Genomic DNA, 16,074 nt, shown 5'->3' on the forward strand with positions numbered 1-16,074 from the left:
AGTTTTGATTATTCTGACTGACTGCGAATGGCCCAGAACTCCATATTCAGGCCAGGAAATTCTCCGGCGAGATGAAGCGCAAAGGCGCCTGATCGTTCCATCTCCTTCCACAACTCACTGTTTTTATCCAGTTCAAAGTAGCTATACCCGGCATGCCATGGAATTTGCGGTGGCGCACCCGGCATACTGATCAGAGACAAGCCAGGCAACTGAAGTTGCACCAGATCGCGAATTTTGGTGACAGGGGCGACTTTCATCTGCGCAGGGAAATGGGTTTTTAATGCATCGACAGGCACGTTGGCTTTTACCGCCAGCACGAAGCCAAATTCGCGCACCATGCTGCTTTCCGGCACCGTTGCCACATTCAATCCATGTGAGCGCTGGGTCAGAGGCAGTTGAATGGCGCTCTCCTCCATCACCTGCGACAACGCCTGCCGCAGTTGCAGGGTCAAGCGCGTAAAGCAGCCATACAGATCGTCATGGTCATAACGCGGAAACACATCCGGCGTGCGCGCGGGTGACCAGGTGCACAACTCTGACGCCAGTTGTAGCCAGTGGCAATATAGGGATTCAGGATGCAGCAACGGTAGGCTTTGCAGATGCGCATGCAGACCCAACTGCCGGTTTAATAAGGCCAGCAGCATGAAATCAACCATATCGGCGCTGTTAAAACGACCGGTGCCCGGTGTGCGCTGACTCAGTTGCTGGCTGCGTTGCAGAATCAGGCCATGCAGATCGTTCATCATACTTTGCAGCCCGTGACTCCCGGTCAGGGTCAGCATCGGCGGGATGTAATCGTTATCGAGACGCAGGTGATTATCGCTACGCTTTTCAACCACGCGCGCTACTCCCATCGCCGTCCATTCTGCGGTGAGATCCTGCTCCAGCATCAGGCGCAGGCGCAGTTTGCCGAATTGAACCGTGGCTGCCCCCACCGCCATTGCGTTGTCATCTTCCACCTCGCTTTCCCATGCCAGATAACGCGCCAGTGAGTCTTGTGAATCCTGAAAGGTCACAGCCTCACGTCCATTGCGTCGCGTCGGGATCGCCAGCACCACTTTTGCCCGATCGACATTGTCTGGCAGATCCAACGGAGCCGGTCCCTGCTGAGGCTGGCTGAAAGCAAAAAAGGTGCCGTCCGGCAGGCAGCCGCTGGCCGTATTTAAAGCCAGCTTGCCCTGACGCAACAGCGCCTCATCAAATTCAACATCAAAAAAACCCCAGGTGTAGACGCGCTGGGACTGCCCCCATTCACGTAAGGTACTGTGCAGAAAATTTTCCGACTGCTGGAAGTGATGTGGCCGCAGAAACATCCCCTCCGTCCACACCACCTTTTCGGCTCTGTTCATAATCATCCTTTACTGCTTAACCAGGCGCAGGCCATTGATATCGACAACGATGTTGGCATCCAGCTCGCCATCATGACTTTTCCAGAATTGCCAGAACGCACTGTCATTCCCATCCGGGAAGGGCAGCGCCAGACGCCAGACTTTTCTGTCCAATGTCTGGTATTCCGCCATGATGCCGATGAAGCGCGCTTGATCGAGGCTTTTGCCACTGAGCGTGTTGCTTAACTGCCCTGCCCTGAGGAAGAACTCTTGATTGTTCAACAGTGAATTGCCCAGCACCGTAGCCGGCTGATTTTGCATAGAATAGAAATCTGCAGACATAAATGCGGCGTCAGAGGTTAATAGCATCACCCGAACTTTTAGCGGCGCACCCGAATTGATTTGCGGGTGCGCCTGGAAATGCAGGTTGTAACGCGCCACTGAAGGCTGCCCGCCACTGCATGCAGCCAGTAGCAAGGCGAACAGCGGAAAACACCACTTTTTCAGACGGATTATCACCCTCACCTTTCCCTCCATGTTCAGCGCACTTAGTTAATGATCCAGGTACCGCTGTTACCGTTCTGGCAGGCTTTGCTGTCGCCATCGACCGAGACACAGGTCTTTTTCTTCGCACTGCGTACACGGCGTTTAGGCTGGTCAGCTTTCAGGGTTTGGTCATAAAGATCGCTTTTCACCAACGCACGGAACGGCACATAACCGGTGAGCTGGGCAGCGGCTGGTGCGGCTGCGGCTTTTGCATCAGTAGTTTTCTGGCCGTCTGCCGGGGCGGCTTCTGCCTGCTGAGCCAGTTCGCCAATCGCCAGCCAATTGTTCTCTACGGTGCCGAGCACGGTGTAGGTTCCTCCGGTTTCCAGGGTAGTCACCACTTTGCCGCCAAAATCAGGACGGGTCATAACCGAGGTCGGGTAGAGCGCACGATAGGTTTCGTTGATCGGGCTGAACTGGGCCGGCGGCACAACTGCATGGCGGTGGACCAGTGCCACACCGTCAACGGTGCTGGTTTCAAGCATGTCATCAGTGATTTGCGGTGGCGCTTTACAACCTGCCATAGCAAAGACAAACAGCAGGCTTAACGCGATGCGGAGATTCACCATTTTCTTCATGTTTAGTTCCATTAATCTCTAAAAAATGGCCATTGGCCGGTTGTTAGCAAAACAAATCACTAAATGCAGGGACAAGCCTATGCATTCAGGACCATTTGATATTTTGTCTCTAGGATTTTTTTGGAACCTTTAGATCAAATATCAATTTAAGATTGATCAATACAAATTATGTAATTCAGATGCAATAAAAGGGAGCGCAAGACCAGGAAGGATTTTAAGCTGCAACTAAAACATTCATCAAAGTGATCAATATTTGCAACAAAAATAGGGTAAAGCAGCGTTCACAAGATTTACTAATGACATTCCTGGTCTGAAATCCACCCTGCCATATGAAACCACTCAATCAGGGTGCAAAAGTCGTGACGAATATTAATCGCGAGAAAGATGGATTGTAATCGATCTAAATCAATAATTTAAGATCAACTTGTAGCTCCATAGCTACCGCACGAGCTCAGTTAAATCCGCTCGCGAGTACAAATAATCATCCATGTATTTACATCCGCGAAAGATTTACATAAGCCTGACAAAATATCAACGTCCGCTCCCCTTAGAAAAAATACATAAACATTGCTTAACAAATGCATTTAATGGAAACTCACCACGCCTTGCGCTAATGAAATCAGATTCTTCTCAAAAAAAACATAGAATACATAAGAAAATTACCACTTAAGATAAAAAACCATCCATTAAAAATTCATAAAAATTCACAAACAAAGTGGCACTGATTAAAGAAGTGTTTACTCAATTTGGGTTAACCATGACAGGTCAGGTTTTTATACTTAAAAAACATTACGAAGCGGATATTTTGTCCGTTTATCGCAGAATTTCGCCTGCATCTTAGACAGAAACGCCCGGCATGAATGTAAAGGAAATGAAATGAATGGATGGTTCAGGCAGGAATGAACGGAAGAAAGATAAAAAATGGCGCGATAAACCGCGCCTTTACAGGGAAATCGTCACTAATGACGTTTTATCCACTTTAGCACCAGACGATCGCCCAGCCATTGAATTCCGCACACCAGAATGATCAACCCCGTGATTACCGCCAGCATCACATTAGTTTCAAACCGCTGATAGCCATAACGACTCGCGAGAACACCCTGCCTCCGGCACAAATTGCCCCGGCCATCGCGGATGCCCCGACCAGCGCCACTAATGTCATAACGAGTCCTGCCAGAATGCCCGGTAACGCTTCCGGTACCAACATTTCCCAGACGATACGCAATTAGCTGACCACCATGATACGTACGGCATCAATCAAACCACGATCCTCCTCGCGCAATGACACGTTCGCCACGCGGGCAAAATAAAGCGTCGCGGTGATCAACAGTGGAACAATCGCTGCTCAGGTTCCAAGCGACGTGCCAACCAGAAAACGCGTAAAAGGAATCAGCGCCACCAGTAGAATATTAAATGGTAGGATCGAAATCCGTTGATAATGATCCTCAACACATGTTCAATCAGCCGTTGCTCGGCAATGCCACCGGAGCTGGTCACCACTATAATCAAACCCAATGGCGACCCGGCAACCAGTTAAACCAGTTGAACCCGTTAACCCCTTCAAACCAGGCCAGAAACCAGCATCGTCAGCAAAGTATAGCCAATGGCATTAAGCATTGAATCAATCATTACCGGTGACATAGCCGAGTAGCTTAACTTGTGCCTGCTAATGTTGCAGCCATCTGATGAATGATCATCCCATGCAGTGGAAGTCCCCATGCCAGATTTATGTAACCAACAACAAGTGGTGGTCATTATGGTGGTCTTGACAGAACTACTATTCAGGTTTAGCTTATTTATTAGCCAGTTACTGGCTAAGGCGATCCCAGTCAGAGGAGCCATATTTAGAGAAGCCCGCTCAGGGAAACCTGAGCGGGCTTTTTGTTTGCAAAAAAGCTAATTGCAACGGATACGAAGGAAGTCTTAGCTTTGGCAGATACCCGCCCCGTTTTAACTGACTGTTGAGTTTGTTAAGCAGGGAAGCTGATGGTTTCAGGGTAATTGTGCAAGCACCGCTTGCACAAATCCCTTCTGACCAGACTTCGGCAATAATGCTCCCAGTCAGAGGAGCCAAAATGAAAGATTCAGGGTGATTTGATCATTTTGAGTTTTTTATACGCCAGTTGTCGATTTAGTGATTTGTTCGTGAGTAAAGAAGCAAGACAGGAGAAGTGAGTCGGTTTACATGCGCGTGAACGCACTGTTTTTTCACGGATGGTGGGACACAAATGGGGTTTAAACGACAAACTCGTAATGCGAGCCATCGGGAAGCTCAATGTTAAGGCGGAGTTTTCCTCCTGCAGCTTCAACATAACGCTTAAGCGTCGAGAGTTTTAAATCCCGGCCGGGTTTCTCCATTCCTGCAACCGTAGGCTGTTTAATATTTAATTGTTGCGCGATCTCCACTTGAGTTTTTTTTACTCTTTCACGCAATTCAGCAAGGTGGATATTCAGTAAGACTTCTTCAGCCATGGCGTTAGCTTCAGCCACCACTTCCGGCCTCTCAGCTGCAAGAATTTGTTCAAGTGTTCTGCCCATACCGTTACTCCTTTCTCTCTTCGCGTTGAAGATGATGCATGAATTCTTTATCTGCGAGCGGGATCAGCCCGGCATAAAAACGCTTTTCATTGCCACTCTTATGACCTGTGCAAAGCACTACACCGCTGCGCCAGGGATCAAATGCGTAAAAAGCCCGGATAGGAACACCTATGCTTTGAATACGAAGCTCTTTCATATTGCTAAAACGAGAGCCTTTTAGGGTGTCAGCGTAAGGCCTGCATAACGCTGGGCCTGCTTGCTGCAATACAATTAATGCAGACAAGACGCATGCTCGGGCAGTGTCATCTTGCGCCACCAGCCAATCATCAAAAGTGTCCGTTGTTACTATCTGCCACATGATACGCTTCTGTCGATATAGGTCAAATGCTATATAGGTTAAAGACGATAATCAGTGTGGCGAAGTAGGGCAAATCAGGCACTTTATCTGTAATGACGTGTCGATAGAGATTCCAAAAAAAATGCCCGCTCAGTTGTCCTGAGCGGGCGTGGCCCTCATCAACGAAAACGCTAATCCACGGCAGGCGGTAAAGGTGCCAGCTCCAGGCTGCTGCGGAAATCGCTGCCTTGATAGTCGCTATCCAGCAGGTTACGGCGACGCAGTTCGGGAAGCAGTCCGTTTAACAGCAAATCTTGCTGGTCTGGGCTCCCCAGGCCGTGCAGGGAAATCACGTCAAGTACGCCCGCCTGATAACGCTGTTCAATAGCATCGGCGAGTTGCTCTGGCGTACCCGCGACAAACCAGTGTCCCGTCTCTTCTGCTTTAATAATCAGCTCACGTAGCGTCAACCCTTCCAGCGCATATTGGCGAAAAATGGCGGCTCGTCCCTGCCGGCGATGCACCTGCTCCAGCGGTGGAATTAAAGCAGCTGGCAGGGGCTGATCAAGCGGCACTTCTGTCAGATTCACCTCGCCGCCCAACATATCCGCGACACGCAATCGGCCCTGTTCATAATTAATGCGGTCATGTTTGTCGCGTAAGCGGCGTGCTACGTCCGCATCGCTCTCACCAATGATGGAATGGAATGAGTTCATGATCAGCGGTGGGTTATGCTCCCGGCCAAAACGTCGCGCACGCTGCTGCACAACAGCCACAAACGTCTGTGCCGCTTCAAAGGTGGGCTGCGAGGTGTAGATCACCTCGGCGTAGCGCGCACCCAGCGTGACACCAGCCTCAGATTGCCCGGCCTGAAACTGGACGGGGCGACGCTGCGGGGGCGGCGGGACATTCAGTGGGCCGGCGACCTGGAAAAAGTCACCACGATAATGGATAGGATGCAGTTTGCGAGGGTCAAGGCGAATGCCACCGCTTGCCGTGCGCTGTACTGCCGCCCGTTCATTGGCGTCATACAGCGCGTTCATCACTTCGATAAACTCGGTGGCGCGTGCATAGCGTTCCTGTGGCGGTGGCAGCTGACCTTCACCAAAATTCTCCTCACCGACCGAGGATGTCACCGCATTCCAGCCTGCTCTGCCGCCGCTGATATGGTCTAACGTGGCGACCTGACGTGCCAGATTATAAGGGTGTAGCCAACTTGTGCTGACAGTGGCGATCAGGCCAATCTGCGACGTCACCTGACTTAACGCCGCTAATGCGATAAGCGGGTCCTGCGTGCCCGTCGTACCCGCTAAACCGGCCGGATCAGCCTGCAGCAAATCAGCGGTGAACAGGCCGGTGATTTTCTCGCGCTCCGCGATTTTCGCCAGTTCAATAGCACGCGTGATCCCCACGCCAGGTTGGTTGTCATTGCCCGCGGAGATCACACTGCTGGCACCCACTAATGTTTTGAGTTTGCGACGATACGTTTGCGACACCCTAATCTCCTTTAGGCCTGGCGGATGAAATCGGCCTGAACGGCCTGAAGTGCGTCTGCATCAATCAGCAGACGTAACCCGGTGCGTGCCAGCACGCGAGCGCCAATCAGCAACGCCTGATAGCCGCGTTCCGAGTTGGCAGCTTCACGGAACGGCACGGTATGAAAAATCAGATCATCCGGGCCGATTTTCAGCCAGGGGTGCGCCGTGGGCACCGCATGGCTGATGTCCCCGGCATCGGTTGAGACTTTATTGCGCTGCGGCGAGAGATCGACCTGCTCACCCGCCGCACGAAACTCCTGCAGCAACAAGGCATCCAGTGCGGGATTGAGTTTGAAATCACGCGGACCAATTTGATGGTCTATCTCTACGCGAGCTCCCGTCGCCAGCGCCACCCCTTCTGCGATCGCTCTTAGCTTAGGTTCAAGGGACTCCACCACCTCGCGGCTATCGGCACGAATGTAGTAGTGCGCCGAAGCGTATTCCGGAATGACGTTCGGTGCCTGGCCGCCATTAGTGATAATTCCGTGCACGCGTACGCCATCCGGCAACTGCTGGCGCAAAACACTGATGCCGTTGTACAGCAGCACCAGCGCATCCAGCGCATTAATACCTTCATGCGGCGCACCGGCTGCGTGCGAAGGTTTGCCATAGAAATGGAAGTAGAGATGATTGTTCGCCAGCGTCGATTCGGTGAGGCGCGTTTTACCTGAGGGATGCACCATCAGCGCCACATCGACGTCATCGAGTAGCCCGGCTTCGACAAAACGCTTCTTCACATTGCCTTTGGGTCCGCCGGGACCCGCCAGCCCGCCCTCTTCCGCTGGCGTCCCTAACACCACGACACGACCGCCGGTTTGTTCCAGCACCTGAGACAGCGTAATAGCTGCCGCGACGCTGGTGGTGCCGATCAGGTTGTGTCCGCAGGCATGGCCGATGCCGATCAGCGCATCGTATTCTGCCAGGAAGGCAACGGTTGGTCCCGGCTTACTGCTGGCTTTCACCGCGTAGAACGCGGTCTCATGACCCGCAACGTTGCGCGTCACTTTAAAGCCCTGCTCAGTAAGCAATCGCGTCAACTGCTCACTGGCAAAGTATTCGTTGTTACCGGTTTCCGGCTTAGCAAAGATCGATTTCGCCACTGCAATATACGCGGCGTTGTGCTGTTCGATATGGGTTTCCAGCGTGAGCTGAAGGGTGTTCAGCGGCATAACGAAGTCTCCTGAATCAAGGCAATCGAATGCCCTCACTCTAAGCGCGTTACCTGCTGATGTTTATCAAGAAATAGTGATAAGGATTGCGGGAAAAGGCACAACTGATTTGTGACAAAAATACGTAATAAATTGCGCCGTTACAGTTATTTCGCAACGGCGTGTCCTGGCACGCCCGAATTGGGCGGCCTGAAGGCTGCACCGTGAAAATGCTTAGCATGCTGGACATCAGCTACGATTCGCAGCCCCTAAACATCGGTAGCCTGGCTTTGTATCGCACCAAAACTAGTGTCGCTTATCGATGTGCTGTACCAGCCGATCGCCAACCCACTGAATGCCACACACCAGCACAATCAACACAGCGATCACCGCAATCATCACAGAAGTTTCAAAGCGCTGATAGCCGTAACGAATCGCCAAATCCCCTAATCCGCCCGCGCCAATCGCCCCGGCCATCGCTGATGCGCCGATCAATGCCACCAGCGTCACCACAAACCCCGAGAGTATGCCGGGCAGCGCTTCAGGAATCAGGACATCCCAGACGATACGTAGCTTGCTGGCCCCCATTGCGCGCACCGCATCAATCAGACCGCGATCCACATCACGCAGCGAGACCTCTGCCACGCGAGCAAAATAGGGCGTTGCGGTGATCGACAGCGGAACAATCGCCGCCCAGGTCCCCAGTGACGTGCCGACCAGAAAGCGGGTAAAAGGTATCAGCGCGACCAGCAAAATGATGAACGGCAGCGAACGAAAACCGTTGATCACCAGCCCCAGCACCCGGTTAATGCCGCGATGTTCCGCAATACCGCCTGGGCTGGTCATCACCAGAATCAGCCCCAACGGCAAACCGGCCACCAGCGAAAACAATCCTGAAATCAGCGTCATTAATACCGTTTCGCCCAACGCGTTGAGCAATAAATCAATCATCACTGGCGACATAACCGACTAACTCCACTTGCGCCTGCTGCCCGCGCAGCCAGCTGAGAATCTGTTGCTCATCGGACACGTTGGCGACCGGAAGCGCGATAAAGAAACGCACTACGGCGTAGTGCTGAATATGGTCGATGCCGCCCTGTAATAAGCGGAACTTACCGGGCAACGCTGCTGCAAATCGTGTCAACAAGTCACCCTGCGCGTCTTCGCCAGCAAAGTGCACGCTGTAGATGGCCTCGCCTTGCCTCTGCTCGGTAACACGTGCGGCCAACGCTTCCGGTAGCTGCGGCAGCAAACCCCGCAACAAGGTGCGTGTCAGTTCGGATTGCGGATGGGCGAACACCTGCCACACCGGGCCCTGCTCAATGATCTCACCCGCATCAATCACCGCCACGCGGTGTGCCACCGACTTGATGACTTCCATTTCGTGAGTGATCAGCAGAATAGTGATGCCCAGCTTTTGGTTGAGCGATTTCAGCAACGCGAGGATGGAACGGGTGGTCTCAGGATCGAGCGCAGAGGTTGCTTCATCACACAGCAGCAGCGCCGGGCTTGCCGCCAGTGCGCGGGCAATGCCGACACGCTGTTTCTGTCCGCCCGACAGCGCCGCCGGATAGTGATGCGCCTTATCCGCCAGACCGACCAGTTCCAGCAGTTCCGTCACGCGCTGTGCACGCTGCACCTTATCCAGACCGGCTATTTTCAGCGGCAGCGCCACATTCTGCGCCACGGTTTTCGCCGACAGCAGATTGAAGTGCTGGAACACCATACCGACGCGGCTGCGCACCGATTGCAGCTGTTTTTCCGACAGGCCGGTAATTTTCCGGCCTTCGATTTCAATGACGCCTTCGTCAGGTTGTTCGAGTCCATTCAAACAGCGAATCAACGTCGATTTGCCCGCACCACTGCGGCCGATCAGGCCGAGAATTTCACCCTTCTGCACCGTCAGTGAAATATCGCGCAGCGCCTGGGTTTCACCAAAGCGACGTGAAACACCCTGTAAGCGCACCACACTGCCGCTTTCGCGAGCAAAGCGTTCACGGTCTTGTGCATTCTCTACCACGCCACGCGTCAACGTGCTAAAGGGTGCTTCGGCTCCTGAGAAAATCGTCATGCTTAATCCTTACCAGGCCGTTTCGCCAGTGCCCTTGTAGACCTTGTCAAACACGGTCTTAACAGCCTCGTTCTGATACGAGGACACCAGGGTTTTCACCCAAGGCGCGCCCACGTTCTCTTTCTTTACGGCGATAAAGTTGTTGTAAGGATTGTCCTTCACCGGTTCTTGCGCAATGCGGTCGTCAGCCGTCAAGCCGCTTTTCAATGCCCAGTCGGTGTTCACCACTGCTGCGTCCAGATCCGGTACTGAACGGCCAATAATGCCCGAGTCGAGTTCTTTGATTTGCAGGTGATGTGGATTGGCGGTGATATCCGCGGTGGTGGCGGCAATACCGACGCCCGGTTTCAGCTTGATTAGGCCTTGCTGTTCCAGCAGCACTAAACCACGCGCTTCATTGGAGGGATCGTTTGGCACGCCAATTACGGCACCGTCTTTCAGCTCAGCCGCCTTCTTCACTTTCTTCGAGTAAAGGCCAATCGGCCATACAGCGGTATCGCCCACGCGCACGATATCATAATGATTCACTTTGATTTGGTTGTTGAGGAACGGCTGATGCTGGAAGGCATTGGCGTCGACTTCACCGTTTTGCAGTGCCTCATTTGGCTGGTTGTAGTCGTTAAAAATCACGGTTTTCACCGTTAATCCTTTAGCAGCGGCTTGTTTGATCACCTCGCGCCAAACGTCTTCATCCTCTCCGCTCATGATGCCGACTTTCACTGAGGTTTTATCGGCGGCGTGCGCCAGTGACAGCGGTGCTAAGGTAGTGCTAGCCAGCAGCAAAGCGCCAGCGGTTAACAAAAATTTATTTTTGGCAGAGGCCAGGCGTGTGTGCATAGTTATTTCCTAATCGTTATTATTGCGTCAGGTAAAATCGACTGTTGTGATGAACAGTTAGCCGCAGTATACGCAGATGCTTATTCCTGCATTATGATTTATTCGGGAATGCTATTCCTGAAAAGAATAAAGACGCGCAGCCGCTCGCATCGCCACAAGTGAGAGGGTGGCTGTGATACCATGCCGTTTTGATTGACCTGTATTGAGCGCTATGTCGGACACTACAACGAAACGTAAAAATGACCCGGAAGGGCTAAAAAAACGCATCCTTGCCGGTGCCCTAAAGACCTTCGCCGAGTTTGGCATGCAGGGTGCACGCCTTGAGCAGATCGCTGAACATGCGCAAACCACCAAACGCATGGTGGTGTACCACTTCGTCAATAAAGAGAAGCTGTATATTGAGGTGCTGGAGCAGGTGTATCAGGCGATTCGCGAACATGAAACCGGGCTGAATCTGGCAAAGATGGAGCCCGAGCAGGCGATGATTAAACTGGTCGAAGCCAGCTTCGATTATCACGCCACTCATCAGGATTTCATGCGTTTAGTGTGCACTGAGAACCTGCTGCGCGGACGTTACATCGTGCAGTCCGAGCGCATCAAAGCACTGAATAAAAGTACACTGGACCTGCTGGATGACATCCTGACTCGCGGCCAACAGCAAGGCATCTTCATTGATGGCCTGAATACCGTGGATGTACACCGCTTGCTAAGCAGTATCTGTGTGCACCACGTCGCCAACCGCTATACCTTCCACTTCCTGTTCACCCCAGAAGATACGGAAGAGGATAGCATCCGTCGTAACCGCCAACTGGCCGTGACCGCAACGCTGCGCTACATCTGCAAGGCGCCTTAAAACTGAGCAGTGCTGTGATGGTCTACGCTTAAAGTTTGGGACCGTCACAGACCTCAGCATAAGGAACGCCGTAGTGAATAGAGATTCCCTCCTTTATCCCCTCCGCAACCCGCAAAATACCGAGCACGAGAGTGCCCTGTGGAACTGGGCGCAAAACACCGTGGTGGGCCAGCGTGAGCAAGTCCATCAGCCACAAAATGAAGCCGAACTGCAACAGCTGCTGAGTTCGTCAAAAGGCAAAGTGCGCGTCATCGGCAGCCGTTTGTCACCCGGCCGCATGCTGTGTGTGAATGGCGACGATCTGTTACTCGATCTTAGCGCCATGCAAGGTGTATTGGGAGAAGATGAGAGCAGCATCACTTTCGCGGCAGGCACGCTGCTGCAGCAGGTGTTCGACGCACTCACCGCACGCAATCGCATGTTAGGCTGTTCGCCTGGCGTGATATCCGTGCAGACGCTGGCGGGCGCGATAGCAACGGGCACCCACGGCCAGGGACTGGACCAGAGTTCACTGGCGGATGAAGTGATAAGCATCCGCATGGTGATGGCTGATGGCCGCGTGCGAGAATTTCATCGGGGTGAAGCAGATTTTCCTGCTGCACAGACGTCTCTGGGATCGCTGGGGATTGTGACCGCCATAACGCTGCGTACCCAGCCATTTCGCCTGTTTACCTGCCATAAATTCGCGGTGTCTGCCGATACCCTGGAGCAGGATCTGCCGCGCTGGAATCAACAATATGAGCTGAGCAAAGCCTGGTGGTTTGTGGATGACAACCTGATGCACGTCTGGAATGCCAACCCCGCCAGTGAAGCAGATGTTCAGGCGTGGCACGCCAATGGCGGCGAGGTGATCGAGCATGGCGAGGATACCGACAGCAGTCTGAATGACACCATCGATCAGACGCTGGCGCACATGCATCGTGATACGCAGATCGAAGGTAAAGGCGGCAAACAGTTCCGTACGGTAACGCGTTTTCGCGATTTCACCGACCTGAGCGGCGATATCTACCAGCTGTTTTGTCGCGGTATTGCCGTGCCGCAAATCAATGTTGAAATTGGCGTGCCGCTGGACAGAACCCCGGAGATTATCAGCAAAATCAAAGCCTGGTATGCGGAGAATCATCCGCACATGCACTACCCCATTATCCTGCGCTGCACCGGCGCTTCCGAAGCCTGGCTCAGCCCGGCTTATCAGCAGCCGACCTGCTTCTTTGGCTTCGTGGTCTATTACGCCGATGACGGTTCGCTGTCCCAGGAAGGCCTGCACTTCCTCACCGAAGTGGAGAAATTGCTGGCCGCAGAAGGTGGGCGACCGCACTGGGGCAAATATTACGATCCACAGCGCTACAGCTGGCGGGAGATCTATCCACAGTGGGATGCCTTCCGCGCGGTGCGCGAGCGGCTGGATCCGCAGCATCGTTTTAGCAATGACTATATTACGGCACTATTTGATTGATTTTTATGGGGGAGAAATTATGTATGCATGGGTAACACTGCTGACGCAGCCGGACTATTTTATCGGCGTAAAAGCGCTGCACCGATCGCTAAAACGCAGCGAAACGAAATGGCCGTTAATTGTCATGGTCACCGATGCAATTGATATCGAAACGCGTGAAGCCTTACAGGAATTAGGATGTGTGATTCACCCGGTTGAGCCGTTGATGCCCAGCGCCGACCTGGAGCAGCACTACGCTTCTGCTCAATTCGGCGAAGTGTGGAGCAAGCTGCGGGCCTGGGAACTGACCGGCTGCGAGCGCGTGGTGTTTCTCGACGCGGATATGCTGGTGCTGCGTAATATGGATGAGCTGTTTACGCTGGATCTGGGCGATCACGCTTTGGCCGCCTGCCATGCCTGCCGCTGCAATCCCAACAAGATCGCCAGTTATCCTGCCAGCTGGCAACCGGAGAACTGTCACTATACGTGGCAGGATCGCGGTGAGCCGGCACCGGCTAGCCTTGACCGTTATCTGAATGGCGGCTTTTTGGTGCTTGAACCGAATGAAGAGGTGTTTAACTGGCTACAGCAAAAAGTTGCGGCCATCACGGATTTACGCCGCTATCCGTTCTCTGAACAGGATTTGCTTAATGAAGTGTTTGAGCATCGCTGGCTGCCGCTGCCATATATCTACAACGCGCTGAAAACACTGCCATTCCAGCACAGTGCGATGTGGCAAGAGGATGAAGTGAAGAATCTGCACTTTATTCTGGCTAAGCCATGGAAACGCGACCTCAACCAACCCGAAAGCGAGCGCGACCGCTATTATGCGCTGGATAAGCTGTGGTGGGAGTTAGGGGTTAATTAACATTATCGCCTCAGAAACGCCTGAGGCATGCGGCTCACAAATACGGGCCTCTGCAATAATGCGGAGGCCCGTATTTGCCAACAGTTTACTCGCGAGTTTTGGCAATTCGTTCCAGTGCCACCTGAGCCAGAAAACCTGAACGGGTTTTAAATTCCGGATGGGTAGCGACACAACGGTCAATCCGGTCAATTAACAACTTCGGCAGAGTGACATTAATCTTCTCTGAACCACCTAAAATGCGTGTGACATCTACTTCTACCAACACCCAAACATAACCTGTATTGGCGGGATTTTTCATCACGCTTTTTAACTCTGAAACCGCGGGAATATCCTGCTCCAACTCAACCATCAATTCCAGATGACCAATAATGGCTTCTCTCGCGTTTTTTACCGCTTCTTCCAGCGTATCTCCGGCTGAAAAGCAGCCAGGTAAATCAGGAACCGTGACACCAAACGCCGTGCTTTCATCACCCGCTTCAATCGCAATCGGATAGAACATAAGGAATACCTCTCTCAGTTTAATGAACTGCAAGCCCGGCCTGTTTACGGATGCTTTTTACCGTCTTAATCGGCAGATCTTTTTTGGGGTGCGGAATCGTTACCAGACCTTTCTTGGTAGGATGCACAAAATGATGATGGCTACCGTTAATCCGAATCAGCTCCCAACCATCGGCCTTGATCTCAGCCATTAATGACCTGCTATCCATGTCCATTCTCTGCTTCGTCCTGAAAGCAGAAAGATAACTCCAATAACCCTAAATTGCAATATTCGGGGTTACCAGAGTTATCTTTTAATTTAAGTTAGATTGATATACTGATTAAGGTGATGGTTAAGAAAAGGCACACTTCAAAAAGTGCGCCTTTTAAGGTTTAACGCCAGCCCAGCTCAGGTGCTACATGGGTCAGGATGCTTTCCATCACATGTGCACAGTAATCCACGCCCAGCTGGTTCGGGAGAGTGAGCAGCAGCGTATCCGCTTCGGCAATCCCTTCGTCCTGCGCCAGCTGTTTAATCAGCAGCTCTGGCTCTGCGGCATAGCTACGGCCAAAGATGGCGCGGGTTTTCTCATCAAGGAAGCCCACAGAGTCTTGATCCTGGCCACTGCGACCAAAGTAAGCACGGTCGATATCGTTGGTCAGCGCAAAGATACTGCGGCTCACTGAAACACGCGGTTCACGTTGGTGCCCAGCTGCTTTCCAGGCTTCACGGTAAGCGCGAATCTGTTTCGCCTGCTGGATGTGGAACGGTTCGCCGGTTTCATCATCCTTCAGTGTGGAGCTTTGCAGATTCATCCCCTGCTGTGCTGCCCAAACTGATGTCGCGTTTGAGCCGGAGCCCCACCAGATACGCTCACGCAGGCCTTCTGAGAACGGCTCCAGACGCAGCAGGCCCGGCGGATTTGGGAACATCGGCTGCGGATTCGGTTTGGCAAAACCTTCACCGCGCAGCACTTCCAGCAGTTCCTCAGTATGGCGACGTCCCATATCGGCATCAGTTTCGCCCTCTTTCGGGTTAAAACCAAAGTAACGATAGCCTTCGATCACCTGCTCCGGGGAGCCGCGGCTTAATCCCAGCTGCAAGCGTCCGTTAGAAATCAGATCTGCCGCACCGGCATCTTCCGCCATATACAGCGGGTTCTCATAGCGCATATCAATCACGCCAGTACCTATTTCAATGCGGTTGGTTTTGGCACCGACTGCCGCCAACAGTGGGAAAGGCGAGCTTAACTGACGCGCAAAGTGGTGTACGCGATAGTAGGCGCCATCCGCGCCCAACTCTTCCGCCGCCACGGCTAAATCGATGGATTGCAGTAAAACATCCTGAGCGGAACGGGTCGCTGACTGCGATGACGGGGTCCAGTGACCAAAGGACAAGAAGCCAATCTTTTTCATAGTGAAATTCTCCAGGGGGGCCGCACTGGCCCGCACGTGATGCATTACGTTTCGATGGAGAAAGGTTACGCCACGCAAGAGGTGACTGATAGCCAATAGTTTTC

General features: G+C 52.7%; 18 protein-coding genes. 5 read left to right on the forward strand and 13 right to left on the reverse strand.

Annotation, left to right across the window (positions count from 1 at the left end):
* Positions 1-8: 8 nt before the first annotated feature.
* From tssK to IAE30_RS14030, 3 genes are read right to left on the reverse strand one after another with little or no spacing between them, the layout of a single operon-like run.
* Entirely contained in the window at positions 9-1,349 is a 1,341-nt protein-coding gene (gene tssK / locus IAE30_RS14020; RefSeq protein ID WP_038646123.1) for a type VI secretion system baseplate subunit TssK, read from the reverse strand.
* Between the two features lie 9 nt (positions 1,350-1,358).
* Positions 1,359-1,853, reverse strand: a complete 495-nt coding sequence (gene tssJ, locus IAE30_RS14025; RefSeq protein WP_156102785.1) for a type VI secretion system lipoprotein TssJ — start codon at positions 1,851-1,853, stop codon at positions 1,359-1,361.
* Positions 1,854-1,876: 23 nt separating this feature from the next.
* Positions 1,877-2,464 carry a hypothetical protein gene (locus tag IAE30_RS14030; RefSeq protein WP_038646118.1) on the reverse strand — a complete coding sequence of 196 codons (588 nt, stop codon included), beginning with the start codon at positions 2,462-2,464 and terminating at the stop codon, positions 1,877-1,879.
* Positions 2,465-3,332: 868 nt separating this feature from the next.
* Between IAE30_RS14030 and IAE30_RS14035 the strand changes: the two genes are divergently transcribed.
* Together IAE30_RS14035 and IAE30_RS14040 are read left to right on the forward strand one after the other, a co-directional pair.
* The gene (locus tag IAE30_RS14035; RefSeq protein WP_200680188.1) at positions 3,333-3,479 is read left to right on the forward strand and encodes a hypothetical protein; all 147 of its coding nucleotides are present in this window, start codon (positions 3,333-3,335) and stop codon (positions 3,477-3,479) included.
* A gap of 690 nt (positions 3,480-4,169) precedes the next feature.
* Positions 4,170-4,352 (forward strand): hypothetical protein, encoded by a 183-nt coding sequence (locus IAE30_RS14040; RefSeq protein ID WP_038646109.1) that lies wholly within the window; start codon positions 4,170-4,172, stop codon positions 4,350-4,352.
* Positions 4,353-4,687: 335 nt separating this feature from the next.
* Here the strand turns inward: IAE30_RS14040 and IAE30_RS14045 are convergent, their stop codons facing one another.
* The 7 genes from IAE30_RS14045 to IAE30_RS14075 all read right to left on the reverse strand — a co-directional run bounded on the left by IAE30_RS14045 (position 4,688) and on the right by IAE30_RS14075 (position 10,921).
* The gene (locus IAE30_RS14045) at positions 4,688-4,990 is read right to left on the reverse strand and encodes a helix-turn-helix domain-containing protein (protein ID WP_038646107.1); all 303 of its coding nucleotides are present in this window, start codon (positions 4,988-4,990) and stop codon (positions 4,688-4,690) included.
* Positions 4,991-4,994: 4 nt separating this feature from the next.
* Complete coding sequence (locus IAE30_RS14050) at positions 4,995-5,348, reverse strand: type II toxin-antitoxin system RelE/ParE family toxin (protein ID WP_038646106.1); 354 nt, start codon at positions 5,346-5,348, stop codon at positions 4,995-4,997.
* A gap of 170 nt (positions 5,349-5,518) precedes the next feature.
* On the reverse strand, positions 5,519-6,823 hold the full coding sequence (locus IAE30_RS14055; RefSeq protein ID WP_038646105.1) for an NtaA/DmoA family FMN-dependent monooxygenase: 1,305 nt from the start codon (positions 6,821-6,823) through the stop codon (positions 5,519-5,521).
* 11 nt (positions 6,824-6,834) lie between these two features.
* Positions 6,835-8,034, reverse strand: coding sequence for a M20 family metallopeptidase (locus tag IAE30_RS14060; RefSeq protein ID WP_038646103.1), 1,200 nt, complete (start codon positions 8,032-8,034; stop codon positions 6,835-6,837).
* A 285-nt stretch (positions 8,035-8,319) separates the two neighbouring features.
* Positions 8,320-8,976, reverse strand: a complete 657-nt coding sequence (locus IAE30_RS14065) for a methionine ABC transporter permease (protein ID WP_200538237.1) — start codon at positions 8,974-8,976, stop codon at positions 8,320-8,322.
* Positions 8,957-10,084: a methionine ABC transporter ATP-binding protein gene (locus tag IAE30_RS14070; protein ID WP_200680189.1), complete on the reverse strand. Its 1,128-nt coding sequence runs from the start codon at positions 10,082-10,084 to the stop codon at positions 8,957-8,959. The genes IAE30_RS14065 and IAE30_RS14070 overlap by 20 nt, the downstream gene beginning before the upstream one ends.
* Before the next feature lie 9 nt (positions 10,085-10,093).
* The gene (locus tag IAE30_RS14075; RefSeq protein WP_200538235.1) at positions 10,094-10,921 is read right to left on the reverse strand and encodes a MetQ/NlpA family ABC transporter substrate-binding protein; all 828 of its coding nucleotides are present in this window, start codon (positions 10,919-10,921) and stop codon (positions 10,094-10,096) included.
* Positions 10,922-11,132: 211 nt separating this feature from the next.
* On the opposite strand from IAE30_RS14075, the gene IAE30_RS14080 reads away from it, so the two are divergent.
* The 3 genes from IAE30_RS14080 (at position 11,133) to IAE30_RS14090 (ending at position 14,077) form a co-directional block, all read left to right on the forward strand.
* On the forward strand, positions 11,133-11,774 hold the full coding sequence (locus IAE30_RS14080) for a TetR family transcriptional regulator (protein WP_200538234.1): 642 nt from the start codon (positions 11,133-11,135) through the stop codon (positions 11,772-11,774).
* Positions 11,775-11,847: 73 nt separating this feature from the next.
* A complete protein-coding gene (locus tag IAE30_RS14085; protein ID WP_200680190.1) occupies positions 11,848-13,230 on the forward strand; it encodes a D-arabinono-1,4-lactone oxidase in 1,383 nt (460 codons plus the stop codon).
* 19 nt (positions 13,231-13,249) lie between these two features.
* Complete coding sequence (locus tag IAE30_RS14090; protein ID WP_200680191.1) at positions 13,250-14,077, forward strand: glycosyltransferase family 8 protein; 828 nt, start codon at positions 13,250-13,252, stop codon at positions 14,075-14,077.
* A gap of 85 nt (positions 14,078-14,162) precedes the next feature.
* Here the strand turns inward: IAE30_RS14090 and IAE30_RS14095 are convergent, their stop codons facing one another.
* From IAE30_RS14095 to IAE30_RS14105, 3 genes are all read right to left on the reverse strand, one after another.
* Positions 14,163-14,576, reverse strand: a complete 414-nt coding sequence (locus IAE30_RS14095; protein WP_200680266.1) for a type II toxin-antitoxin system HicB family antitoxin — start codon at positions 14,574-14,576, stop codon at positions 14,163-14,165.
* 19 nt (positions 14,577-14,595) lie between these two features.
* The gene (locus tag IAE30_RS14100; RefSeq protein WP_034824653.1) at positions 14,596-14,784 is read right to left on the reverse strand and encodes a type II toxin-antitoxin system HicA family toxin; all 189 of its coding nucleotides are present in this window, start codon (positions 14,782-14,784) and stop codon (positions 14,596-14,598) included.
* A 163-nt stretch (positions 14,785-14,947) separates the two neighbouring features.
* Positions 14,948-15,970, reverse strand: a complete 1,023-nt coding sequence (locus IAE30_RS14105; RefSeq protein WP_200680192.1) for an LLM class flavin-dependent oxidoreductase — start codon at positions 15,968-15,970, stop codon at positions 14,948-14,950.
* Positions 15,971-16,074 lie beyond the last annotated feature (104 nt).

The organism is Pantoea sp. S61 (assembly GCF_016625145.1).
GTDB lineage: Bacteria > Pseudomonadota > Gammaproteobacteria > Enterobacterales > Enterobacteriaceae > Pantoea > Pantoea rwandensis_B.